Genomic DNA, 23,661 nt, shown 5'->3' on the forward strand with positions numbered 1-23,661 from the left:
CCCATGAAGCTCTCATCCGAACAGGACTCCGCCCGCGCGTCTGCCGCCCCCGGGACCGAGAACATCGTCCTGGACGCCGGCGGCACTGCGCTCTCCGGGCTGCTCGCCCGGCCGGCCCGACCCACACCGCACGCCGTCGTGGTCGCCGTCCACGGCAGCGGGATGCGCGCCGGCTACTTCGACAGCCGGGCGCGCGCGGGACTGTCCCTGCTGGCGACCGGGGCCCAGCTCGGCTACACCGTGCTGGCCCTCGACCGGCCCGGTTACGGCCTGTCCGCACGCCAGTTGCCGCACGGACTTGCGCTGGCGCAACAGACACAGGTCCTGCACGCGGCGCTGGCCTCCTTCGCCCGCTCGCACGCCACCGGTGCCGGGTTCTTCGTCGTCGGCCACTCCCACGGCGGCAAGCTGGCGCTGGCCGCCGCAGCCCATGCCGACGGCGCCGGGCTCATAGGGGTGGACGTCTCCGGGATCGGCACCCGGCTGGCCGTGACCCCGGACCAGCTTCCCGGGGCCGCCGGGCCTGGCGACTGGCGTCGGCACTGGGGTCCCCTGCGGCTGTATCCACCGGGCGCCTTCCGCCTCGGCCACACCCTGGTCGCGCCCGTCCCTGCGGCAGAGGCGCGCGAGGCGTCGGCCTGGCCGCGGACCTACCTGCACCTGGCCGCCCGGATCCGGATCCCGGTCCGGTTCACCTTCGCCGAACAAGAGCGGTGGTGGCGCCACGACGACGAGGCCGTCGCCGAACTGCTCCGGCCGCTGGCCGCCCCGAAGTCGAAGGTCGACCGCCTCCCCGACGCCGGCCACAACATCAGCCTCGGCTGGGCGGCCCGCACGTATCACCTGCGAGTCCTGGCCTTCCTCGAAGAGTGCCTGCTCGCAAGCGAGGCGGCGCCGGCCGGCCCCGTACGCAATGTCCCTCCTGCACGGCTCGGCATGTCATGAACTGCACGTGTGAAAGGAAGAACCGGTCATGAAGGCACTGGTGTTGTCGGGTGGGTCGGGAACACGGTTGCGGCCCTTCAGCCATTCCATGCCCAAGCAACTGATGCCGATAGCCAACAAACCCGTTCTCGAGCACGTTCTGGACGGTGTGGGCGCTCTGGGGATCACCGACGTCGGCATCATCGTCGGGGACCGTGCCGCGCAGATCATCGCGGCCATCGGCGACGGATCCCGGTTCGGCCTCGTGATCACCTACATTCACCAGGACGAACCGCGTGGACTGGCCCACTGCGTCCTGCTGGCCCGGGAGTTCCTGGCCGACGACGACTTCGTCATGTACCTCGGCGACAACATCCTGCCCGACGGTGTCGAGGACATCGCCCGGGACTTCACCGAGAAGCGTCCCGCGGCGCAGGTCGTCGTCCACAAGGTCGCCGACCCGCGTTCCTTCGGTGTCGCCGAGCTGGATCGGGACGGCCGCGTCGAACGGCTCGTGGAGAAGCCGGAGCATCCGCGCAGCGATCTCGCCCTCATCGGCGTGTACTTCTTCACGCCTGCCATCCACCAGGCGGTCGACGCGATCAGCCCCAGCGGACGCGGTGAACTGGAGATCACCGACGCCGTCCAGTGGCTGGTCACCCAGGGCGTGCAGGTCATCGCCACTGAATACAGCGGCTACTGGAAGGACACCGGCCGCGTCGACGACGTGCTGGAATGCAACCGCAAACTGCTGGAGGGGCTGGTGCCGTCCGTCCGCGGTCACGTCGACGACGCCAGCGTCCTGATCGGCCCGGTCGTTGTGGAGGAAGGGGCCCGGGTGATCGGCTCCCGCATCGTCGGACCTGCCATCATCGGCGCCGGCACCTCGGTCGAGCACAGCCGCATCGGTCCGAACACCTCCATCGGCAAGGACTGCGTGCTGCGCGACACGCACGTCGACTCCTCCATCGCCCTCGACGGCGCGACGGTCACCGGGGTCCGGGGTCTGCACAGCTCGGTCATCGGCCGCAACGCCAGCATCGGCCCAGCGGAGGGTCACCCATCGCACCACCGGCTGGTCGTCGGGGACCACACCAGGATCGAGGTCCCCGTATGACGGCCATGGTCATCCTCCGGTCACTCGGCAGCACAGGCCCGGCGGGGCTGCCATGACCGGTCGACGCATCGTGGTCCTCGGCGCCACCGGCTTCCTGGGGCGGCACATCGCCCAGGCCTGTGCCGCCGAGGGCCACTGGGTGCTCGGGGTCTCGCGTGCCACGCCGCACGTGGCCGCGGGGCACCGGGCCGCACTCGACCTGGCCGCGACCACCACGGCCCGCCTGGGGGAGTTCCTCCTGGCGCACCGGCCCGACGTGGTGGTGAATGCGGTCGGCACCGTGTGGCAGGCGGACGAGCAGCGCATGCGCGAGCTCAACGACGTGTTCGTGCACCGCCTCGTCACCGCGCTGGCGGAGCTGCCCTCCCCCGCGCGGTTGGTGCACCTGGGGAGTGTGCACGAATACGGGCCGACACCCGCCGGCGTGCCGCTCACCGAGACCCAGGACCCCTCGCCGGCCGGCACCTACGGCTGGACCAAACTGCGCGGCACCCGACGGGTGCAGGCCGCCGCAGGTGACGGGCTGGACGCGGTGACGCTGCGGGTGGCCAACGCCTGCGGGCCCGGGGCGCCACCGCAGAGCCTGCTGGGAAAGGTGGCTGCCGAGCTGGCCGGTCAGGCCGGCCTGACCGGCGGGACGGGCGAGTTGCGGCTCGCTCCCCTGCGGGCCCGACGCGACTTCGTCGACGTGCGCGACGTGGCCGAGGCTGCCCTTGCGGCGGCCTTCGCCGCGCCGGACGTGGTGGCGGGCCGGACCATCAACATCGGCCGCGGGCAGGCCGTGCCGGTCAGGGATCTCGTGGACCGGCTGGTCGCACTCAGTGGACTTCCGGTGCGGCTGGTGGAGGCGGAGTCCCCGGACGGCACCCGCTCCGGTGCCGAGTGGCAGCAGACCGACATCACGCTGGCCCGGCTCCTGCTGGGGTGGCGGCCTCGGCGCACGCTTGACGCGTCGCTGCGCGATCTGCTCGCCGGCGCGTGGCTCAGGCAGCCGGCGTCGCCTCGATGACCGACGCGTGCGCCGAGGTGTCCAGCACGCGTACGACCGTGAACCCCGCCGCCGCGAGCAGCGCCTCGTACTCCGCACGCGTGCGTCCCCGTCTGTTCAGGACCGTCATCATCAGCACATCGCCGGCCTGTCCCGCGTACGCACTCCTCGTCCCGCCAGCTGGCCAGCACATGAAATGGCCAGGACGTGCCCGGCGACCACGGACTCCAGACCGAGACGGATCCCCGTCATGTGAGGGTTGCGGAACAGCACCGTACGCAGCAGACCGCCGCGTCCGCCGCCCAGTTCGACGCACTCTTGCATCCGGAGAAGTCGAAGGCGCTGGTACCGGTGCGTACCGCCTGGTGGAGCCGGGACGCCGACTGCCAGAAGACCGGCTCTCCGCGCACCATGACATGGTCGTGCAGCGACTGCTCCGCGTCCGTACGCAATGGCTCCGCGAGCGGGGTGAGAGGGAACCGGGCGTCGCCGTCCTCGCGGAACACCCCCTTGGCGGCGAGGAATCCGAGGATCCGGTGGAGGTGCCAGTCGTCGACTCCCGCGACTTCGGCGAGTCCGCCCACCGAGCGCGGGCCGGCCGCCAGGCGGCCGGCGATGCGGAAGCGGGCGGCGGTGTGCAGGGCCGCCGAGTACAGACAGCCCAGCGACAGCTCAAGCAGCTATTCCGTCACCTCTGCCGAAGCGGCCATCGATGAACTCCCTTTCCCCGTCCCGTGCGACTGCCCCAGCCCGGGCCCGGCACATCGGGTTTCAATGGACTACCGCCACAGCACCACCGTGCAACGGAGGATTCATGCAGGACGTGAATACCCTCTCAGTCGATCTTCAAGCCGACGCCGAGTGTTTGCCGAGCGGTGACTGCCATAATTCCCCGTGCCTCTGCCGACGCCTGCGCAGTGCTGAATGCCGCGCTCCGACACATCACCCTGCTGGGGGAGTCCATGGCTGATGCAATTCCGCACGGCTTCGCCGAAACCGCCGAACTGCGCCGGAAGAACCGGGCCTGGCGGACAGAAGGGACCGGCCCGGCCGTGCCACATGCTCGACCACTCGGTGATGGGAATTATGGCGACGATCCGAATCGTCCGGCGGACCGGAACACAAGAGCACAACAGTTCCGCCGGATTCGCCGGCCCGGGTGTTCAACCAGGCGCCCGCACCCGGTTGAACACCCCGCCGGCAACCAACGGCACGAGTAAGGAGGGAACAACGTGATCAAGGACGTGATCGTCGTCGGTGCCGGGCCGGTCGGGCTGATGCTCGCCGGAGAACTGCGGCTCGGCGGCGCGGATGTGGCCGTGTACGAAAAACTGCCCGCGGCGAGCGGGGAGTCCCGCGGGGTGGGGTTCACCCGGCGCGCGGCCGAGGTCTTCGACCAGCGGGGCCTACTGGAGCGGTTCGGCGAGGTGGAGTGGGCGCAAGGGCATTTCGGCGGCGTACGCATCGACTTCGGCAAACTCGCCGACAACCACTTCAGCGTCCGGGGGATTCCGCAGTTCCAGACAGAGGAGATCCTGGAGGGCTGGTTGCGAGAACTGGGCGTCACCGTTCACCGCAGCCACGAGGTGACCGGATACCGGCAGACCGCGGACAAGGTCACCGTGTGGTTCGACGGTCCCGGCGGACCGGGCGAGGAGACGGCCCGGTACCTGGTGGGCTGTGACGGCGCCCGTAGCCTCGTACGCAGCCTCGCCGGCATCGACTTCCCCGGCTGGGGTGCCACCCGGGGGATGTACATGGCTGATGTGGTGGGCAGCGGCATACGGCCGCGGCCCATCGGCGAGCGGGTCCCCGGCGGCATGGTGATGGCCTTCAACCTGCAGAGCGGCGTGGACCGGATCGTCATCCACGATGAGAACCTGCGCCCGCACGAGGACCGCAGCACGCTGCGGTTCACCGAGATCGCGGACGCGTGGCAGCGCATGACCGGCGAGTCCATCCACCACGCCGAGGTGCGCTGGATCAGCTCGTTCACCGACACCACCCGGCAGGCCTCCACCTACCGGGTCGGCCGCGTCTTCCTGGCCGGTGACGCCGCGCACATCCACATGCCCGCCGGGGCCCAGGGCATGAGCGTGGGCGTGCAGGACGCCGTGAACCTTGGCTGGAAGCTCGCCGCGGACATCGCCGGCTGGGCCCCCGCCGGACTGCTCGACAGCTACCACAGCGAGCGCCACCCGGTGGGACAGTTGTTGATGCGCAACACCCGCGCCCAGACCCGGCTGTACCTCAGCGGCGACGAGATGGAGCCGCTGCGCGAGGTGATGCGCGACCTCGTGCAGATTCCGGCGGTGGCCCGGCACCTGGCCGGCACCGTCAGTGGCCTCGACGTCCGGTACGACATGGGTGCCGCGGACCATCCCCAGACCGGGCTGAGGCTCTCACCGGACCTGGTGCTGCGGCGCGTCGGCGGCGGTCCGGTGCGGGTCGGTGAACTGCTGCACCCGGGCCGTCCGGTGCTCGTCGTCGCCGGTACCGGTAGCGGCGACAGCGGGGTGGCGCGGGCGGCGGACGGCTGGTCGGACCGGGTCGACGTGGTCACCGGCACCTGGGCCTCCGCGCGCGCGGGCGACCAGGCCGTCCCAGAGGCGGTCCTGCTGCGCCCGGACGGGTACGTCGCCTGGGCCGCGCCGAGCCGCTACAGCCTGACGGAGGCACTAGAGCGCTGGTTCGGCCGGCCGCAGCCGGCGGTGCCGGCCGCCGGGGACCGGCACGCCGCGGTCTCCTAGGGCCTGTCTGACAATTCCCGTCGTCGCCCGGAGGGCGGCCTCGCGGCGTCAGGTGCGTGCTCTCGGCGTGCCGGGCGTAGGCCCTCGTACTGGACGTACTTGGGTCTGCGCCCGGTGCGGCGAGAGTGCGTGCATGGCGTCGCGAGGCAGACGGGAATTGTCAGACAGGCCCTAGCCCCGGACCGGCGACGGTCGCGCCCTTGATCTCCCGAGAGCACCACCAACCGAGACCCAGTTTTCGTGTGTGAGGAGTGCGTTTATGCCTAAGGGCGCAATCATCGTTGGCGCCGGGCCGGTCGGGCTGATGCTGGCCGGCGAACTCCGGCTGGCCGGCCTGGACGTCGTCGTCTACGACAAGCTGCCTGCCCCCACCGGCGAATCCCGCGGTCTCGGGTTCACCGGGCGGACCGCTGAAGTACTCGACCAGCGTGGCCTGCTGACCCGGCTCGGCGAATTGAGGTGGGGAAAGCAAGGCCATTTCGGTGGGGTCCGTATCGACTTCGGAAAGCTCTCCGAGAACCACTTCGGTGTCATGGGGCTGGCCCAGTCCCGCACCGAGGAGGTGCTGGGGGAGTGGGCTGCCGGGCTGGGTGCCGCCATCCGCCGTGGCTGCGAGGTGACCGGCTTCACCGAGGCCGACGACCACGTCGTGGTCGACTTCGAGGGGCCCGACGGTCCGGGCCAGGACACGGCCCGGTATCTCGTGGGTTGCGACGGGGCCCGCAGCACCGTGCGCCGCCTGGCCGGCATCGACTTCCCAGGCCTGGCCGCCACGCGCGGTATGTACCTCGCCGACGTTGTCGGCGCCGACCTGCGGATGCGGCCCATCGGCGAGGGCGTCCCCGGCGGTGGCATGGTTCTGTCGGTCCCCCTGGAACCGGGCGTCGACCGCATCGTCATTCACGAGCCGGGCATCCGCCCTGGCCACGGTGTCGGCGACCTCACCTTCACCGAGGTCGCCGATGCCTGGCAGCGCATGACAGGCGAGTCCATCCACCACGCCTCCGCGCGCTGGATGGCCGCCCTCACCAACGCCACCGGCCAGGCCACCGAATACCGGAGCGGACGTGTTCTGCTCGTCGGAGACGCCGCCCACGACCATGCCCCGCTGGGCGCGCAGGGCCTGAGCGTCGGCCTGCAGGATGCGGTGAACCTGGGCTGGAAGCTGGCCGCCACGGTCAACGGCTGGGCCCCCGAAGGACTGCTGGACAGCTACCACAGCGAACGCCACCCCGTCGGCCGGCAGCTGATCCGCAACACCCTCGCCCAGTCGCTGATCTACCTCAGCGGCGAGGAGATGGAACCGCTGCGGGAGGTGATGCGTGAACTCGTCACCATCCCCGATGCCGCCCGCCTCCTCGCCGGCCAGGTCAGTGGCCTGGACGTCCGCTACGACGTGGAGGGCGGCGGTCACCCGCTGCTTGGCCTGCGGCTGGATCCGGCGCTGGAGCTGACTGGCCCGAACGGTGCCCGCAGCCGTGTCGCCACCATGCTGCACCCCGCGCGCGGTGTCCTCATCCGCACCGGTGCGCTGGCCGACGGCGCGGAGCCGGCCGGTCTCGCCGAGGGCTGGTCCGGCCGCGTCGACGTCTTCACCGGCACCTGGGCCCCCACCGGGAACACCGAGACGGAAGGCCTCCCGGAGGCGGTGCTGCTGCGCCCGGACGGTCACGTGGTGTGGGCCGCGCCGGAGGGCGGCAAGCTTCGCGACGCCCTCGAACGCTGGTTTGGCGCCCCTGCGTGACCCTGTGAACGTGCCGGGGCCGGAGCGGTGCGCACCGCTCCGGCCCCGGCACGTTCACAGGGTCACGCAGGATCAGCCGAGCAGCGTGCCGCCGGTGGCGTCGATGAAACTCCCGGTGATCCACCGGGCGTCGTCGGACGCGACGAAGGCCACTACGTCGGCGATGTCCTCGACCTGGCCGACGCGCTTGAACGCGGAGAGTTCGGCCATGCGAGCCACCGCGGCCGGGTTGGAGAAGAGCGGGCTGCCGTTGTCGGTGCGACCCGGCGCGACGCTGTTGACCGTGATGCCGCGGTCGGCGACGTGGCGCGCCAGGTGCAGGGTCAGTTGTTCGAGGACCCCCTTGGACATCGCGTAGGCGATCATGTCCGGCTGAGCACTCCGGGTGATTCCCGAAGAGATGTTGACGATACGGCCGCCCGAACGCATCAACTTCAGCGCGCGCTGTGCGACCAGGAGCGGCGCCCGCGCGTTCACGGCGAGGTACTGGTCCATCAGTTCGACGGTGACGTCCTCGGGCAGGGCGGGCCGGCCGCCGTATGCCGCGTTGTTGACCAGGATGTCGAGGGCACTTGAACCGGTCCGCTCCGTGAACTCCCGCTCCATCACCCGGAAGAGTTCCGCCGTCTGATCGGTCTCGGCAAGGTCGGCGCGCACGGTGAACGCGCGTCCGCCTTCCTCACCTATCAGCGCGGCCGTCTCCTTGGCCTCGGACTCTCCGGACGCGTAGTGCACAGCCACCAAGGCGCCGTCACGCGCCAGGCGCCGTGCGATACCACGCCCGATGCCTCGGCTCGCGCCGGTGACAAGAGCCGTCCTGCCGGTGAGCCCACCCATCGCGTAATTCCCTCCGCAGGTTATGCAGAAAATCTTCCAGTCGTTTCCTCGGCGTCTCAGCATGGCGAATTCCTGCATCCACGTCGAGCGCGAACAGCCCCTGTTCAAGTGCAGCTTCACGCATAGTCGGACAGCGCTACTGCTGGCTATAGTCAAGGAAATATGATCAAAGGGTGGGGTAAATGAGCGAATCAATGGGGTCGGCCATGGAACCCCCTGAAGTGCCGGACAATGCGGAACTGGCGTCTTCTTTGGGTGACTTCCATAGCGAATTCGCGGAGGTGAATGGAACGCGGCTGCACTACGTCGTGGGCGGGAGCGGGGAGCCGGTTGTCCTGCTGCATGGCTGGCCGGAGACATGGTGGGCCTACCGGAAGCTCATGCCGCGGCTCGCCGAGCAGTACCGGGTCATCGCCGTGGACCACCGGGGCATCGGCATTCCGGACGAGCTGAAGCCCACCGACGGGTTCACGAAGAAGAACATGGCGCGCGACGTCTACGAGCTCATCTGCTCGCTGGGGTATAGCAGCGCCTCATTCGTGGGGCACGACATGGGGGCGATGGTCGGTTACAGCTTCGCGGCCAACCACCCCGAGGCGACCCGGCGGCTTGCCCTGCTCGACGTCGTCCATCCCGACGAGTCCTACTACAGCCGGCCGATGCTGCGACGCCCGAACACCGGCTTCAACATGTGGTGGATGGCCTTCAACCAGGTACGCGGCCTGCCGGAGCAGGTCTTCGCGGACCGCGGCTGGTACCTGATCGACTGGCTCTACACCCACTCCCTCATGGACCAGGAATCGATCACTGCCTTCGATCGGGCCGTCTATGCCCGGGCGTACGACACCGCAGCGGGGATCCGGGCCACCAACGGCTACTACCAGGCGTACCACCAGGACATCGAGGACCTGAAGGGGTACGACAAGGTGACAGTGCCGATCCTCGCGCTGGCGGCGCCCACACAGTACGACCAGGTGCAGGACCAGCTGTCGCGCAGCGCGACCGACGTGCGCATGGTGCTGGTGGAGAAGTCCATGCACTGGCTCGCCGAGGACGCCTCCGACCTCGTGGCCCGTGAGTTGCTCGACTTCCTCGCCCGGTGAGCGGCAGGCCCCGGGCAGGTCAGTGGTCCGTCTGATCCTTTCCAGAATGAAAGGCTGTCCATGACACAGCACATCAGCAACGCGTCCAGCGCGCCATTGGCACGGCAGAGACCGGGCTCAGCGCTCTCCCGGCTGCCTTCCCTGACCGGCATGCGGTTTGCAGCGGCCTTTCTGGTCTTCTGCAGCCACATAGGTTCGCCGCTGCCCCAGCTGCGCCTGCTCAAGGACAACCACGCGGCGGCTCAGCTCACCAAAATCACCGAGAACGCCGGGGCGCTGGGCGTCACCTTCTTTTTCGTCCTCAGCGGTTTCGTGCTGACCTGGTCCGCGCGGGAGAAGGACACCGCCCGCGCCTTCTGGCGCCGGCGGTTCGCCAAGATCTATCCCAACTACGTGATCGCCTGGGCCCTGGCGATGATCCTTTTCGCCTCGGCCTACACCCCGACGCGGGTGGCCCTCGCCAACCTCTTCATGGTCCAGGTGTGGCTGCCGGACTACGCGTACATCTACAGCGTGGACCCGCCGAGCTGGTCGCTGGGGGTCGAGCTCGTCTTCTACGCCTCGTTCCCGCTGCTGCACCGGTGGTTCGTGCGCATCTGTGACGCACACCTGAAGTACTGGATCGCCGGGGTGACGGCGGCGATCCTCCTGACGCCGATGTTCACCTACGCCGTGCTGCCCGGCCCGGAGCCGCTGCCGATGTCCGCGCAGACCTGGGCGCCCGCAGGTACCTCGATCACGCAGATGTGGTTCGCCCTCTTCCTGCCGCCGGTCCGGGTGCTGGACTTCGCCCTGGGCATGCTGCTGGCGCATGCCGTGATGCGGGGGCGCTGGCGCAACATCGGCATGATCTGGTCGAGCCTCCTGCTCGCCGGCAGCTACTGGCTGGCCCAGGAGTCGAACATGCTCGTCGCCAAGCGCGCCGCCATGATCATCCCGATCGCGCTGCTGATCGCGGCGGCTGCTACCAGGGATGTCGAGGGTGAGTTCACCATCTTCCGCAACCGGGCGATGACGTGGCTGGGGGACATCTCATTCGCCTTCTACCTGCTCCACTTCATCGTCCTGCAGTACGGCCGCAAGCTCCTGGGCCACGACCTGTACTCCGCCTGGGAGACGGTGGGGCTGGACCTCGTGCTGCTGGCGGTGAGCGTGCTGGCCGCCGGGGCGCTGTACACGCTCGTGGAGCGGCCGGTCACCCGCCGCTGGTCCACCTCCAGGCGGGCGGTGCCGGCGCCGGCACAGTAAGGCGAGCGGGCCCGCCGGTGCGGAGGCACCGCCCGGCGTGCCACGCGGATCTCCGGCTCACCGGGCGGCGAGCTTCTCCATGGTGTGGGCCACTTCGGCCGGTGCGGGAAGCGTGGCCATCTCCTCGGACAGGGCCCGCGCGCGCTGCGTGTACCGAGGGGAGGACAGGATCTCCCGGCAGGCCGAGACGATCACCTCGGTCTGGTCCTGGCCCGGCTCCTGGCCCTGCGTCGCCAGCCTGATCCCGGCACCGAAGTCGGAGAGGGCCTGCGCGACGATCTCCATGTAGGAGGCCTCGGGTGCGATCACCTGCGGCACCCCCGCATTCATGGCGGTCATGGCAGTGACCCCACCTCCGTGATGCACCAGCAGATCGCAGGTGGGGGCCACCACATCCAGCGGGATCCAGCCGATGCGGACATCACCGAGCTCGCCGCCGAACTTCTCGGTCACCTGGTCGGGGGCCGCGATCACCACCTCCGCTCCCGTCCGGGCCAGCTGGCCCACCAGACTCCGCAGCGCCTCGGCGGACTGGAAGGCGAGGGCCCGGGTTCCCGTGGTGATCAGCACGCGCCGGCGGCCGTCGGGGCGTGTGTACATCCATCGTTCGACACGGCGCTGGCCGTTGCCGGGAATCCAGCGCATCAGCTGTGTTTCGTAGTCGTGCGACGGCGGAAGGCACGGGCGCAGCGACGGCGGGCAGACGTCGATGAACAGGTCGGGGGCCGGCAGCTCTCCCAGGCCCAGGTGCTTCAGCTCGGTCCGGAGCTCCTCTTCCGCGCCCGGGGTGGCGCCAGTGGTCGGGACGACGTCCCAGGCCTGGCACACGTACGGGACCCCGAGGTGGGCGGCGAGCAGCCCTGCTGCATAGGTCATCGAGCCGCCGACGACCAGGTCGGGGCGCCAGTCCCGGGCGAGGTCCCGCAGCGGGTCCAGGCTGGCGGCGGCCATCCTGCCGAAGGCCCTGCCTGTGTGCAGCATGTTTTCCCGCGGATCCTTGGGCGGCTCGACGGCCTTGCCCGAGCGGTCGAACCGCATGAAATGAAAGACCGGTTCGGGGACGACGGAGACCGAGGGAAGTCCGATGCCCGCTGCGATGTCGGGCAGCGGCTCGTTGGCGCCTACGAGAACCTCATGACCCGCATTCCGCAGGGCCGTTGCCAGGGGAGCGATGGTGAAGACAGTCGCCGAGCTGCCGCCGGCGACGAAGAGGAACTTCATGTAGTTTTCCAGGCTTCCCGTGAGACGGTGGATTTCAAGTACCGGAAAATCTGGCGGAGTCGGCCGAGGGCGGCTCAGACGTTCCGGCTCATGACGAGGTCGACCGCGATCTCGATGATCACCGCACCGGGCGGGTTGATCCACTCCTTGCCGTAGCGCTCGGCGTACCGCCGGGCCCCCTCCGCCAGGCGTCCGGGGTCGTCGAAGATCGTGCCGGTGCCTTCCAGCGTGGCCCAGGAGGAGACCTCGTCCCGCTGGCACAGGGCGACCCGGCTGCCTGGCGCCGCGACCAGGTTCCGGGCCTTCTTCGATTGAGCGACCGTCATGATCCGGGCCATCCGTGCCTCGCTGTCCCAGGTGAAGCTCACGGGTACGGCATGGGGAGTGCCGTTCGGCCGGAGCGTGACGAGAATGGCCTGGCCGGGTTCGGCGAGGAATTTCTCGATCTCGGCGGACAGCGGCCAGCTCTGCTTATCCCGGTGCCCCTCCGGCATGACGCCCACCTTTACGTTGCGCCGGGTATTGGCTGTCATCAATTTCCTTCTCTCGGCAGATTGTTTATGGTCCGTGTGGTACCCACTGGGTGCTGAGGCGAGCTTGCTGCGTGTCCCTGGAATGAGTCAACGTCGTATACGTGCGTACGGTGTTCAACTGCGGAAATCCGCGCTTAAACGCTGGCTGCACGTAGCAGGCATCTATTGCGGGATCCGGCCGGTTACGGTCATAGTCACGGCGCCGACAGAGCGCGAGAAGGAGGGCCAAACAGTGAACAGGCCAGTAGTGGCGGTCACCGCGGACTCGGTCACCGCGACCTGGGGTGTCTGGGGCGCCATCCCGGCCGCCGTGCAGCCGTGGGCGTATCTCACCAAGGTGACGGACGCGGGTGGCTCACCGGTGCTGCTGCCGCCGGTGCGCGAAGCCGTCGAGGACGTGATGGCCACGGCGGACGCGCTGCTGATAACCGGTGGCGCGGACATCGATCCTGCGCTCTACGGGGCCGAGCGCGATCCGCGCACGTTCCCGCCCGACCCACTGCGCGACGCCACCGACCTCGCCGCCCTGGCCGTCGCGGAGCGGCGCGGCATCCCGGTCCTGGGCATCTGCCGTGGGCTGCAGGTGATCGTTGTCTCCCGGGGCGGAACGCTGCACCAGCACCTGCCCGCTCACGCCCCCACTGTCCCGGGCCGCCACACCCTGCGCGACATCAGGATCGCGCCGGACTCCATGCTGGGCAGTGCCCTGGGGACCTCGACCACCGGGCACTGCCACCACCATCAGGGAGTGGCGCGGGTCGGTGCCGGGCTCACTGCCGTCGCCTGGGCGGAGGAGGACGGCGTTGTCGAAGCCGCCGAGGATCCCTCCGCGCGCTTCCTGGTCGGATTCCAGCCGCATGCCGAGGAGGGCGGCCCCGATAGCGCGTCACTGTTCAAGGCCTTCGTCAACGCGGCGTGCTGAGCGGTGCGGTGCCGGGGCGGCGCAGCTACGCCGGATCCGGCAGATTCATCCGTGCGAGCTTGGCCGGGTCGACCACGACTGTGATCTCGGTGATCCGGCCGTCGGCGACGGCGAAGGCGAGGACCGACAGCGGGGTGCCGTCCCCGCGCCAGGTGACCACCCCGGGCAGGCCGTTGACGAGCATCGGTTGCCCATGAGTGGCGGCACTGGCGGACAGCTGCGCGCCGGCGGCGACCTCGGTGGCGCCGAGGGTGACGACCATGCCGGAGGGGGTGTCGACGGTCAGCTTCACCTCGGGGTGGAGCACCCGCAGCAACTCGTCGAAGTCGCCGAGGCGAGCCGCCGTCAGGAACGCCTGGACCACCGCGCGTTGCTGCCGCCCGCCGTCCGCCGGCCGATCGGCTCCCTGCACCTTTCTGCGGGCGCGGCTGGCGAGCATCTTCGCGGCGGCGGCGGACTTGCCGAGGATCTCGCCGACCTGGTCGAACGGCACCCCGAACAGGTCGTGCAGCACGAACGCCAGCCGCTCGCTCGGCCCGAGCGAGTCGAGGACGACGAGGAGCGCGAGCCCGACCGAGTCGGCAAGCAGCGCGTCGTCCTCGGGAGCAGGGGCGTCGTCGAGCGCCATCGCGAGTTCGGGCAGCCGTTCGTCGTAGGACGCCTCGGGGCGGGTCTGGCGCGAGCGCAGGACGTCGAGGCTGATCCGGCCGACTACCGTGGTCAGCCAGCCGGCGAGATTGTCGATGGTCGACGTGTCCTGGCGGGAGAGGCGCAGCCAGGCCTCCTGGACCGCGTCCTCGGCGTCGGCGTGCGATCCGAGTACGCGGTAAGCGACCGAGCGCAGCCGGTCGCGCTGGGACTCGAACGCCTCGGCCACCGGGTCCGTCGGGCGGGTGTCGGACATGTTGTTACCTTCCTCGAATCCGCTTCGTCATGGGTAGTGACGGGCGCAAGCCCGGTCAGGTAACCCGATGAAGGAGCAGGACCGATGGAAGCACGCCTGAACAGCAAGTTGAACCCCGACCTCTGGACCGCTATCCAGCACCTCCAGAAGGCGATCGCTGCCGGCGGCGTCGACCCGAAGCTGCTGTCGCTGGTCCACCTGCGCGCCAGCCAGATCAACAGCTGTGCGGCGTGCGTCTATGCCAGCATCGCGTCGGCGAAGAAGGCCGGCGAGACGGACGAGCGGCTGCACAGCGTGGCCGCGTGGCGCGAGTCGCCCTTCTACACCGACGAGGAGCGGGCGGCCCTCGCCCTGGCCGAGGCTGCCACCCGGATTCAGGATGGTGCGCAGGGCGTGACCGACGAGATCTGGGACGCCGTCACCGACCACTTCACCGAGGACCAGATCAACTCGATCATTCTGGAGATCGCGCTGACCAACTTCTACAACCGGATCAACAGCACGATCAAGGAGCCGGCCGGCAAGACGTGGGGCTGAGCTGAGCGGGATTCCCGCCACCTGTCGAGGGTGGTGACCGGGCCTGTCGAGACCAAGGGTGCATCGACAGGCCCATCCCGGCCTTCCGAATCGAACATATGTACTATTTATCTCGCGGGCGCGGCTCTGGCGGTCCTGGCCGTTCCCGCGCTGTCGATGCGGCTGAGCCTGCCCGACGCCAGCGTCCAGCCCCACGACAGGAGCAGCTACACCTCGTACAAGATCCTCTCCGAGGGCTTCGGTCCCGGCTACGGCGCACCTCTGATCCTCGCCACCGAAACCGGTTCCAAGGGCGCTGATCTAGGTCCCGTCGTGGCGGCGGTGAGCAAGGCGGAGGGCATCGCCTACGTCTCGCAGCCCCAGGTCAGCAAGGACGGGCAGGCCGCGACCTTCATGGCCTTTCCGAGGACGGGATCCCAGGACGAGGCGACGACCGACCTGGTGCACACGCTCCGCGACGACGTGCTGCCCCAGGTGAACGGTGGTGACGGCGTCTACGTCGGCGGCCCGAACGCCGCCTCGATCGACTTCGCCGACGACATCGGCTCGCGGCTTCCCTTGATGGTCGCGATCGTCATCGCGCTGTCCCTGGCGCTGCTGATCGGGCTGGTCCGGTCCGTCACGATCGCGCTGCAGGCCGCTGTCATGAACCTGCTGTCGATCGGTGCTGCCTACGGCGTGCTGGTCGCGATCGTGCAGTGGGGATGGCTCGGTTCCGCCCTCGGTTTCACCACCGACATGCCGATCACGACCTGGGTGCCGATGATGATGTTCCCGCTCCTGTTCGGCCTGTCGATGGACTACGAGGTCTTCCTCATCTCCCGGGTCCGTGAGGAGTACGAACGCATCGGTGACAACCGGCAGGCGGTCACGTACGGACTGGCGCGCACCGCGAGGGTGATCACGGCCGCGGCCGCCATCATGGTCGTCGTCTTCGGGACCTCCCTGCTCGGCCCGGATGTCGCGGTCAAGCAGATGGGCCTGGGCATGGCCGTCGCCGTGCTCATCGACGCCACCGTCGTCCGGATGATTCTCGTCCCTGCGGTCATGGAACTGTGCGGCAAGGCCAACTGGTGGATGCCCGGACGCCGGACGGTGCAGCCGGCGACACCGGTCGCAGCGGTCGCTGTCGGAGAAGAGAACCGGGTCTGACCCTCCAACGCCTGGACGCGGCTGTGCCGGCGACAACGCCGGCGGTCGAACGGTACGGTCGCAGCCATGCAGGCGATCACAATTCCCCAGTACGGCGGCCCGGAAGCTCTCGTCCGGGCGGAGGTGCCCGACCCGATACCGGGGCACGGCGAGGTACTGATCGACGTGGCTGCGGCAGGACTCAACCGGGCCGATGTCGCCCAGCGGCAGGGCAAATATCCGCCCCCGCCGGGTGCCTCGCTCTATCCCGGGCTGGAGATTTCGGGCCGTGTCTCCGCTCTGGGCCCCGGTGTGGCCGGCTGGTCGGTCGGTGACGAGGTGTGCGCTCTTGTCACCGGTGGCGGCTACGCGGAGAAAATCGCCGTTCCGGCCGGCCAGTTGCTGCCGGTGCCCCAGGGCATCAGCCTCACGGAGGCCGCAGCCCTTCCCGAGGCCACCTGCACCGTGTGGTCGAACGTGGCCCAGGTCGCGCACTTCCAGGCCGGGGAGACGTTGCTCGTCCACGGCGGGTCCAGCGGCATCGGGACGATGGCCATCCAGCTGGGCAAGGCCATGGGCGCGCGCGTCGCGGTCACGGCGGGCAGCGCCAGGAAGCTTCAGGCGTGCCGCGAGCTGGGCGCGGATCTCGCGATCAACTACCGCGAGCAGGACTTCGTGCAGGAGCTCAAGCCGCAGGGCGCGGACGTGATCCTCGACGTGATCGGCGCCCAGTACCTGGCCCGGAACGTCGATGCCCTGGCCGTGAACGGCCGGTTGGTCATCATCGGTCTGCAGAGCGGGGGCCAGGCGGAGCTGAACCTTGGCAAGTTGCTTGTGAAGCGTGCGACCGTCGTGGGCACCACCCTGCGCGCCCGCCCTCTGGCCGAGAGAGAGGCCGTCGTGGCCGCCGTGCGCGAACATGTCTGGCCGCTGCTGGAGAACAACCGGGTGCGCCCTGTAGTGGACCGTGTTTTCCCGCTCAAGGACGCGGCCGAGGCGCACCGGCTGATGGAGAGCAGCGAGCACATCGGGAAGATCCTCCTTCAGGCGTAGGCGCAACTCCCCGCATGCGCCGGGCGTCCGGACCCGTGCGCGAGTGCGGTGCGTCAGCAGTCGAACGCCCCACGAACACCCCCACCAGAGTTAGGACGCACAGGCGATGTCGCTGGCCCAGCCGCACTCCGCTTCCGTGACGGTGTCCGCGTCGGTCGAGGTGTTCCTGAACGACCCCCGGTTCGTGGCGGCGTTCACCACGATCAGGCCGGGCGGGGCTCCGCACGTGGCGCCGGTGCGGTTCACCTGGGATGCGAAGGCCGGCCTGGCGCGGGTGCTCACGGTGCTGTCGTCGCGCAAGGCCCGCAACCTGCTGGCGGAGCCGGGCGGACGCGTGGCGCTGTGCCAGGTGGACGGCTTCACCTGGGTGACGCTGGAGGGCACGGCGCATGTGGTGCAGGACCCGCAGCGGCTGGCTGAGGGCGTCGCCTGGTACGCCCGCCGCTACCGGACGCTGCCGCCCGACCGCCCCGGCCGGGTCGTCATCGAGATCGCCGTGGAGCGCGTGCTGAGCCTCAACGCCTGACCGCGTCAAGTGCATTGCCCTGTCAGGTCGGGGACGCGGCTGGCGGGTGATCTGCCCTTCAGCGCGGTGTGTCCGCGGTGGTGATTGCGGGTGTGCAGCCAGCCGGGGAAGGCGTCGCGTCATTCAGCTTCCGGGCCGTACGGGGGCGTGGGCCCACTCGTCGAGCAGGGTGCGGTCGAAGCGTTCGGCGTTCCCGTCGGTCTACGGCCTCTCTCAGCCGGGACCCGCGTCACCGACCTCCGTGGACAGAACAGCTAAAGCCCGCGCCCGGGGCTGCCGTTGGACCACACCAGACGGAACGACAGCTCCGACAACCGCCACCCGAGGGGCGTGCGCCGGGCCCGGCCTTGCACGAAGGTCCCCGTGGTGAAGAGCTGCGGGGCCTCTTCCTGCGCCCTGGCGTGGTGGACGTGCGTGGAGATCAGGTTGGCCTGCAGTTTCGCACTGTCCCCGGTCACCTCGACCACGGCCGGGGAGCCGAGGTGCTGGGTGGCGGCGAACGCCGACAGGGCGGTGGCGTGGTAGGCGGCCATGCCGTCGACGCCCTCGTGCCAGCTGATCGGGAAGGTCACGACCGCATCCTGCGTGAACAGACCGGCCGCCCACGCGTCGTCGAGTTCCTGTACGTCGAGCGAGACCAGATAGCGGTCGAGTAACGCCGCCACACGGGTCTGGAGTTCGGTCTCCGATTCGGAGTTTTCCGTGTGTGATTCTTCGCTTGTGCGGATGAACGTCATGGCCATAAGAATGCCATCTGCGGCACGTTTGGAACGCTGTTTACGCCCTCGGTCGGTTGTAGCAATACTGGTCCTACGCAGGTGAGAAGAGGGTAGATGAACTCCTTTGACACGGACGTCTTGATAGTGGGAGCGGGCCCCACTGGACTCATGCTCGCGGGAGAATTGAGACTCAATGGAGTTTCGGTCACGGTTCTGGACAAGCTGTCGGAGCCCATGCAATTCTCGCGTGCTCTCGGATTTTCGGCGCGGACGATCGAGGAATTCGCCCAGCGCGGTCTGACCGCGCGATTCGGTGAGGTCCAGGTGATTCCGGCCGGCCACTTCGGCGGGGTGCCGCTGGACTACCAAGTGATCGAGGGCGGCTCCTACGGCGCGCGCGGCATTCCACAGTCGCGTACCGAAGCGGTCCTCGGCGGATGGGCGGCCGAACTGGGCGCGCAGGTGCGGCGTGGCGTCAAGGCCACCGGCCTGGAGGCCGGCCCCGACGCGGTGCGCCTGAAGGCCGTCGGCCCGGAGGGCGAGCTGGAGCTCACCGCCCAGTACGTGGTGGGCTGCGACGGTGCCCGCAGCGTCGTCCGCACCCTCGCGGGGATCGGCTACCCCGGCACCGACCCGGCCATCGAGCTGCGGTTCGCTGACGTCGAGGGGGTGCGGCTGCGGCCGCGCCTGAGCGGCGAGGCGGTGCCCGGCGGCATGGTGATGGTCATCCCGATCGGCCCCGAACGCAGCCGCATCATCTACTTCGACGCCGCCGAGCCGCTGCGCCCGGCCGAGCGGGCCATCACCTTCGACGAGGTCCGTGAAGCCTTCGAGCGTCTGTCGGGGGAGGACCTGTCCGGGGCCCGCCCGCTGTGGGTCAGCTCGACCACCGACGCCAGCCGGCAGGCCACCACCTACCGGCAGGGCCGGATCCTGCTGGCCGGCGACGCCGCCCACACCCATCTGCCCATCGGCGCGCAGGGGATGAGCGCGGGCATCCAGGATGCGGTCAACCTCGGCTGGAAGCTGGCACTGGAGGTCAAGGGCCGGGCGCCCCAGGCATTGCTTGACACGTACCACAGCGAGCGGCACCCGGTCGGCGCCCGCATCCTGACCAACACCCTCGCCCAGCGTCTGCTGTACCTGGGCGGCGACGAGACGGCCCCGCTCCGCGAGGTCCTCGCCGAGCTGGTCGGCTCTCACGAGGCCGTGCGGCGGCACCTGGTGGGCATGGTCACCGGCTTGGACATCCGCCACGAGGTCGGCGAGGGCGACCACCCTCTGCTGGGCCGGCGCCTGCCGGACCGGGAACTGGTGGTGGACGGCGAGAAGACGACCGTCTTCACGCTGCTGCACGCCGGCCGTGCGGTCCTGCTCGACCTCACCGGGGACCTGGGCCGGGCCGCGGCCGGTTGGGCGGACCGGCTCGACGTGGTGGCCGTGGAGCGCCTCGACCACGACGTCCCCTTGGCCGGTCTGCTGGTACGGCCGGACGGCTACGTCGCCTGGGCTGCAGCGCCGGGCGAGAACACGGCCGGACTCACCGACGCCCTGGCCCGCTGGCTCGGCCCAGCCACCCGCTGACACCTTGCCAGGCCCACTCGTGGGCTTGTCCGCAGCACCGGGCAAGCCCCACTCCGTCAAGTCCGTACTTCACAGGAAGAGACACATCGATGCCCACCATCTCCGCTCAGGACAAGCACCTGACAGTCCTCAACCTCTTCACCACCGACGCGCCCGAGAAGCAGGACACACTGATCCAGGAGATGACCAAGATCGTCCAAGCCGCGGCGTACGAGGGCTGGATGTCCAGCACCGTGCACTCGGCGGTGGACAGCCCCGGCACGGCCAACCTCATCCAGTGGCGCAGCGGTGAGGACCTGGAGAAGCGCTACGCCGGCGAGGAGTTCAAGCACCGCACGCTGCCGGTCTTCTCTGAGATCACCACCTCGATACGCCTGCTGCAGAACGAGATCGCCTATACCGTCACCCACCCGTCGCTGGGCGGCGTCGTCGAGGTCGACCCCGAGCGCAACGACTACACCGCCATCACCGTCTTCGGGGTCGCCGAGGAGAACCGGGACGAGCTCGTCGACGCCCTCGGCCCCGCGCAGACGGACATCACCGACGCCTCCGGGTTCCGGTCGCTGTCGGTCTTCAAGGGCCTGCGCGCCCGCGGCGTGGAGGGCTCCTTCGTGGTGGCCTACTCCCAGTGGGAGAGCAAGGAGGCCTACGACGCCTACCGCGCTCTGCCCGAGGCCGGCAAGCCGCTGAGCCGGCAGAAGGCCGAGGCCCGCGTGAAGGACCTCGCCACGTGGGTGGACTCCAACACCTACCGGGTGGTGCTCACCCGCGCCGGCGGAGCGTAGGGGCACATCCCGCACGGCCCGCACGCAGTCGTACGGGCGGTGCGCGCTACGCCGCGGGGCAGCGTCCAAGCGCGGCTCCGGCCATGCTCCGGCACTGCCCGTGCACGGCGCTACCGGCAGGCCGCACGGTCGAGGCGGCGGTCCCGGTGCACCGCCGCGCGCATGCCGCTGTCCGCGCGCCACATCCCACGCCGCCTGAGGAGGCACCCCTATGCACAGCACGCTGATCGTCGCCCGGATGGCACCAGCCGCCGTCAACGACGTGGCCGGGCTGTTCTCCGCCTTCGACGCCACCGACATGCCCGACCGCATGGGGACTCGCCGTCGCCAGCTGTTTTTCTACCAGGGCCTGTATTTCCACCTGCAGGACTTCGACGCGGCCGACGGCGGGGCGCGGATCGAGGCCGCCAAGACCGACCCGCGGTTCGTCCGGATCAGCGACGACCTCAAGCCGTTCATCGAGGCGTACGACCCCAAGACCTGGCGCTCGCCGGCCGACGCGATGGCCACGCGTTTCTACCACTGGGAGGTGTCCCGTTGAACGGGCGACGCGTTGTCCTCACCGGGATCGATGTGATCGCGCCCGGTGGTGTCGGCAGGGAGAACTTCTGGGACCTGCTGAGCAGCGGTCGCACCGCCACGCGCGGCATCACCTTCTTCGACCCCCTGCCGTTCCGCTCGCGGGTGGCCGCCGAGGCCGACTTCGACCCGTACGACCACGGCCTGACCCCGCACCAGATCCGGCGGATGGACCGAGCCGCGCAGTTCGCGGTGGTGGCCGCGCGCGGTGCGGTGGAGGGCAGCGGCCTGGCGATGGCCGACCTGGACCCGCACCGGATCGCGGTGACCGTGGGCAGCGCGGTGGGCGCCACGATGGGCCTGGACCAGGAGTACCGGGTGGTCAGCGACGGCGGCCGACTGGACATCGTGGACCACACCTATGCCGTTCCGCATCTGTACCACCACATGGTGCCCAGCTCCTTCGCCACGGAGGTGGCCTGGGCGGTGGGAGCCGAGGGCCCGAGCACCGTGGTGTCCACCGGCTGCACCTCCGGCATCGACTCGGTCGGCTACGCGGTCGAGCTGATCCGGGAGGGATCGGCGGACGTGGTGGTGGCCGGTTCGTCCGACGCCCCGATCTCGCCGATCACGATGGCGTGCTTCGACGCGATCAAGGCCACCACGCCCCGGAACGACGAACCCGAGCACGCGTCACGGCCGTTCGACGCCACCCGCAACGGCTTCGTGCTGGGCGAGGGCGCCGCCTTCTTCGTACTGGAGGACCTGGAGGCGGCCCGGGCGCGCGGCGCGCACATCTACGCCGAGATCGCCGGCTATGCCACCCGTTCCAACGCTTACCACATGACCGGGCTGCGCTCGGACGGCCTGGAGATGGCGGAGGCGATCAGGGTCGCCCTGGACGAGGCGCGGCTGAACGCCGACGAGATCGACTACGTCAACGCGCACGGCTCGGGCACCAAGCAGAACGACCGCCACGAGACCGCGGCGGTCAAGAGGAGCCTGGGCGAGCACGCCTACCGGACCCCGATGAGCTCCATCAAGTCGATGGTGGGGCATTCGCTGGGTGCCATCGGCTCGATCGAGATCGCCGCGTCCGCGCTGGCCATGGAGCACGACGTGGTGCCGCCGACGGCCAACCTGCACCACCGCGACCCGGAGTGCGACCTGGACTATGTACCGCTGACCGCACGCGAACAACGCACCGACACGGTGCTGACGGTGGGCAGCGGTTTCGGCGGGTTCCAGAGCGCGATGGTGCTGGCCGCTCCCGAGAGGAGCGTCCGATGACCGGCCAGGTGGTAGTCACGGGAATCAGCGTGGCCGCACCGAACGGGCTGGGTGCGGCCGACTGGTGGCCGGCGACGTGCGGAGGAAAGAACGGCATCGCTCGCATCACCCATTTCGATCCGTCGGCGTATCCGGCGCGACTGGCCGGACAGGTCCCGGGCTTCCAGGCGGAGCAGTACCTGTCCAGCCGGCTGCTGCCGCAGACGGACCGCGTGACCCGGCTGTCGCTGGTGGTCGCGGACTGGGCGCTGGCCGACGCGGACGTGACTCCGGCGAACCTCCCGGACTTCGACATGGGCGTGATCACCGCCTCGTCCGCGGGCGGCTTCGAGTTCGGCCAGGGCGAGCTGCGCAACCTGTGGAGCCGTGGCAGCCAGTATGTCTCGGCGTACCAGTCCTTCGCCTGGTTCTACGCCGTCAACAGCGGGCAGATCTCCATCCGCCACGGCTTGAAGGGCCCCTCCGGGGTGGTGGTCAGCGAGGGAGCGGGCGGCCTGGACGCGGTCGCACAGGCCCGCCGGCAGATCCGCAAGGGCACTGCCTTGATCGTCACCGGCGGGGTGGACGCCTCGATCTGTCCGTGGGGATGGGCGGCGCAGCTGTCCACCGGGAAGCTGTCCACCAGCGACGAGCCGACCCGCGCCTACCTGCCCTTCGACCGCGACGCACGCGGCTACGTGCCGGGTGAGGGCGGTGCACTCCTCATCACCGAGGAAGCCCGCACCGCCCGCGCGCGCGGCGCCCGCATCTACGGCGAGATCGCCGGCTACGGCGCCACCATGGACCCCCGGCCCGGCAGCGGCCGCCCGCCGGGCCTGCGGGCGGCGATCGCCCTGGCGCTGGCCGACGCCGGCATGGAGCCCGGTGGGATCGACGTGGTCTTCGCCGACGGCGCTGCCGACCCGGTCGCCGACCGGACCGAGGCCGAGGCGATCGGAGCTGTGTTCGGTGACCGCAGCGTGCCGGTGACCGTGCCCAAGACGATGACCGGACGGCTGTACTCCGGGGCGGCGTCGCTGGACCTGGCGGCGGCGTTCTTCACGATCCGCGACGGCGTCATCCCGCCCACCATGCACATCGACCCGTGCCGGGACTACGCCCTGGACCTGGTCATCGGGCAGCCGCGCCGGGCGCGGGTGCGCGCGGCCCTGGTCCTGGCCCGCGGCAGCGGCGGCTTCAATTCCGCGATGGTCGTGCGTGCCGCCGACTGAGACGTCGCACACCTT

The 23,661-nt window shown here is 69.8% G+C and carries 24 protein-coding genes and 1 pseudogene; 17 read left to right on the top strand and 8 right to left on the bottom strand.

From position 1 onward, the window contains the following. Positions 1 to 3: 3 nt before the first annotated feature. The 3 genes from SSP29_RS49760 to SSP29_RS49770 are packed head-to-tail and all read left to right on the top strand — an operon-like array spanning position 4 to position 3,050. Positions 4 to 945, top strand: a complete 942-nt coding sequence (locus tag SSP29_RS49760) for an alpha/beta hydrolase (RefSeq protein ID WP_089107643.1) — start codon at positions 4 to 6, stop codon at positions 943 to 945. 28 nt (positions 946 to 973) lie between these two features. Then, positions 974 to 2,041 (top strand): glucose-1-phosphate thymidylyltransferase, encoded by a 1,068-nt coding sequence (locus SSP29_RS49765; RefSeq protein WP_089107644.1) that lies wholly within the window; start codon positions 974 to 976, stop codon positions 2,039 to 2,041. A 52-nt stretch (positions 2,042 to 2,093) separates the two neighbouring features. After that, positions 2,094 to 3,050 carry an NAD-dependent epimerase/dehydratase family protein gene (locus SSP29_RS49770; protein WP_089107645.1) on the top strand — a complete coding sequence of 319 codons (957 nt, stop codon included), beginning with the start codon at positions 2,094 to 2,096 and terminating at the stop codon, positions 3,048 to 3,050. Here the strand turns inward: SSP29_RS49770 and SSP29_RS61095 are convergent. Both SSP29_RS61095 and SSP29_RS60805 read right to left on the bottom strand, forming a co-directional pair. Next, complete coding sequence (locus SSP29_RS61095) at positions 3,025 to 3,159, bottom strand: hypothetical protein (RefSeq protein WP_275539799.1); 135 nt, start codon at positions 3,157 to 3,159, stop codon at positions 3,025 to 3,027. The genes SSP29_RS49770 and SSP29_RS61095 overlap by 26 nt on opposite strands. A gap of 118 nt (positions 3,160 to 3,277) precedes the next feature. Then, positions 3,278 to 3,709, bottom strand: a complete 432-nt coding sequence (locus tag SSP29_RS60805; protein ID WP_438363855.1) for a methyltransferase family protein — start codon at positions 3,707 to 3,709, stop codon at positions 3,278 to 3,280. A gap of 552 nt (positions 3,710 to 4,261) precedes the next feature. Between SSP29_RS60805 and SSP29_RS49780 the strand changes: the two genes are divergently transcribed. Both SSP29_RS49780 and SSP29_RS49785 read left to right on the top strand, forming a co-directional pair. After that, positions 4,262 to 5,779: an FAD-dependent monooxygenase gene (locus SSP29_RS49780; RefSeq protein WP_089107646.1), complete on the top strand. Its 1,518-nt coding sequence runs from the start codon at positions 4,262 to 4,264 to the stop codon at positions 5,777 to 5,779. 259 nt (positions 5,780 to 6,038) lie between these two features. Beyond that, on the top strand, positions 6,039 to 7,523 hold the full coding sequence (locus SSP29_RS49785) for an FAD-dependent monooxygenase (RefSeq protein ID WP_089107647.1): 1,485 nt from the start codon (positions 6,039 to 6,041) through the stop codon (positions 7,521 to 7,523). A gap of 72 nt (positions 7,524 to 7,595) precedes the next feature. Here the strand turns inward: SSP29_RS49785 and SSP29_RS49790 are convergent, their stop codons facing one another. Next, positions 7,596 to 8,360 (bottom strand): SDR family NAD(P)-dependent oxidoreductase, encoded by a 765-nt coding sequence (locus SSP29_RS49790; protein WP_089107648.1) that lies wholly within the window; start codon positions 8,358 to 8,360, stop codon positions 7,596 to 7,598. A 281-nt stretch (positions 8,361 to 8,641) separates the two neighbouring features. Here SSP29_RS49790 and SSP29_RS49795 point away from each other — a divergent pair, with 281 nt between their 5' ends. Both SSP29_RS49795 and SSP29_RS49800 read left to right on the top strand, forming a co-directional pair. Then, complete coding sequence (locus SSP29_RS49795) at positions 8,642 to 9,463, top strand: alpha/beta fold hydrolase (RefSeq protein WP_245883589.1); 822 nt, start codon at positions 8,642 to 8,644, stop codon at positions 9,461 to 9,463. Positions 9,464 to 9,613: 150 nt separating this feature from the next. Next, entirely contained in the window at positions 9,614 to 10,711 is a 1,098-nt protein-coding gene (locus SSP29_RS49800) for an acyltransferase family protein (protein WP_245883590.1), read from the top strand. Between the two features lie 57 nt (positions 10,712 to 10,768). On the opposite strand, the gene SSP29_RS49805 is transcribed toward SSP29_RS49800, so the two are convergent. Together SSP29_RS49805 and SSP29_RS49810 are read right to left on the bottom strand one after the other, a co-directional pair. After that, on the bottom strand, positions 10,769 to 11,932 hold the full coding sequence (locus SSP29_RS49805) for a nucleotide disphospho-sugar-binding domain-containing protein (RefSeq protein WP_089107651.1): 1,164 nt from the start codon (positions 11,930 to 11,932) through the stop codon (positions 10,769 to 10,771). Positions 11,933 to 12,006: 74 nt separating this feature from the next. Next, positions 12,007 to 12,426, bottom strand: coding sequence for a pyridoxamine 5'-phosphate oxidase family protein (locus SSP29_RS49810; protein ID WP_089107687.1), 420 nt, complete (start codon positions 12,424 to 12,426; stop codon positions 12,007 to 12,009). Between the two features lie 271 nt (positions 12,427 to 12,697). On the opposite strand from SSP29_RS49810, the gene SSP29_RS58135 reads away from it, so the two are divergent. Then, a complete protein-coding gene (locus SSP29_RS58135; RefSeq protein WP_245883591.1) occupies positions 12,698 to 13,387 on the top strand; it encodes a gamma-glutamyl-gamma-aminobutyrate hydrolase family protein in 690 nt (229 codons plus the stop codon). Positions 13,388 to 13,412: 25 nt separating this feature from the next. On the opposite strand, the gene SSP29_RS49820 is transcribed toward SSP29_RS58135, so the two are convergent. Beyond that, complete coding sequence (locus tag SSP29_RS49820) at positions 13,413 to 14,291, bottom strand: sigma-70 family RNA polymerase sigma factor (protein ID WP_089107653.1); 879 nt, start codon at positions 14,289 to 14,291, stop codon at positions 13,413 to 13,415. Between the two features lie 84 nt (positions 14,292 to 14,375). Between SSP29_RS49820 and SSP29_RS49825 the strand changes: the two genes are divergently transcribed. The 4 genes from SSP29_RS49825 (at position 14,376) to SSP29_RS49840 (ending at position 17,538) form a co-directional block, all read left to right on the top strand. Then, on the top strand, positions 14,376 to 14,828 hold the full coding sequence (locus SSP29_RS49825) for a carboxymuconolactone decarboxylase family protein (RefSeq protein ID WP_089107654.1): 453 nt from the start codon (positions 14,376 to 14,378) through the stop codon (positions 14,826 to 14,828). Between the two features lie 33 nt (positions 14,829 to 14,861). Then, on the top strand, positions 14,862 to 15,980 hold the full coding sequence (locus SSP29_RS49830; protein WP_150136497.1) for an MMPL family transporter: 1,119 nt from the start codon (positions 14,862 to 14,864) through the stop codon (positions 15,978 to 15,980). Between the two features lie 66 nt (positions 15,981 to 16,046). Beyond that, positions 16,047 to 17,012: an NAD(P)H-quinone oxidoreductase gene (locus SSP29_RS49835; protein WP_089107655.1), complete on the top strand. Its 966-nt coding sequence runs from the start codon at positions 16,047 to 16,049 to the stop codon at positions 17,010 to 17,012. Between the two features lie 106 nt (positions 17,013 to 17,118). After that, positions 17,119 to 17,538, top strand: a complete 420-nt coding sequence (locus SSP29_RS49840; RefSeq protein ID WP_089107656.1) for a pyridoxamine 5'-phosphate oxidase family protein — start codon at positions 17,119 to 17,121, stop codon at positions 17,536 to 17,538. A 5-nt stretch (positions 17,539 to 17,543) separates the two neighbouring features. On the opposite strand, the pseudogene SSP29_RS60810 reads toward SSP29_RS49840, so the two are convergent. Together SSP29_RS60810 and SSP29_RS49850 are read right to left on the bottom strand one after the other, a co-directional pair. Next, positions 17,544 to 17,739, bottom strand: a pseudogene (locus SSP29_RS60810) (IS481 family transposase); the annotation flags it as partial. A gap of 53 nt (positions 17,740 to 17,792) precedes the next feature. Next, complete coding sequence (locus SSP29_RS49850) at positions 17,793 to 18,275, bottom strand: nuclear transport factor 2 family protein (protein WP_089107688.1); 483 nt, start codon at positions 18,273 to 18,275, stop codon at positions 17,793 to 17,795. A 96-nt stretch (positions 18,276 to 18,371) separates the two neighbouring features. On the opposite strand from SSP29_RS49850, the gene SSP29_RS49855 reads away from it, so the two are divergent. From SSP29_RS49855 to SSP29_RS49875, 5 genes are all read left to right on the top strand, one after another. Next, positions 18,372 to 19,841: an FAD-dependent monooxygenase gene (locus SSP29_RS49855; protein WP_089107657.1), complete on the top strand. Its 1,470-nt coding sequence runs from the start codon at positions 18,372 to 18,374 to the stop codon at positions 19,839 to 19,841. 89 nt (positions 19,842 to 19,930) lie between these two features. Beyond that, a complete protein-coding gene (locus SSP29_RS49860) occupies positions 19,931 to 20,626 on the top strand; it encodes an antibiotic biosynthesis monooxygenase family protein (RefSeq protein WP_089107658.1) in 696 nt (231 codons plus the stop codon). A 211-nt stretch (positions 20,627 to 20,837) separates the two neighbouring features. Beyond that, complete coding sequence (locus SSP29_RS58145) at positions 20,838 to 21,167, top strand: TcmI family type II polyketide cyclase (RefSeq protein WP_089107659.1); 330 nt, start codon at positions 20,838 to 20,840, stop codon at positions 21,165 to 21,167. After that, positions 21,164 to 22,435 (top strand): beta-ketoacyl-[acyl-carrier-protein] synthase family protein, encoded by a 1,272-nt coding sequence (locus SSP29_RS49870; protein WP_089107660.1) that lies wholly within the window; start codon positions 21,164 to 21,166, stop codon positions 22,433 to 22,435. Before SSP29_RS58145 ends, SSP29_RS49870 begins: the two co-directional genes overlap by 4 nt. Next, entirely contained in the window at positions 22,432 to 23,646 is a 1,215-nt protein-coding gene (locus tag SSP29_RS49875) for a ketosynthase chain-length factor (RefSeq protein ID WP_089107661.1), read from the top strand. Before SSP29_RS49870 ends, SSP29_RS49875 begins: the two co-directional genes overlap by 4 nt. The last annotated feature ends 15 nt before the right edge of the window (positions 23,647 to 23,661 follow it).

The sequence above is a fragment of the Streptomyces hyaluromycini genome (assembly GCF_002217755.1).
Lineage (GTDB): Bacteria > Actinomycetota > Actinomycetes > Streptomycetales > Streptomycetaceae > Streptomyces > Streptomyces hyaluromycini.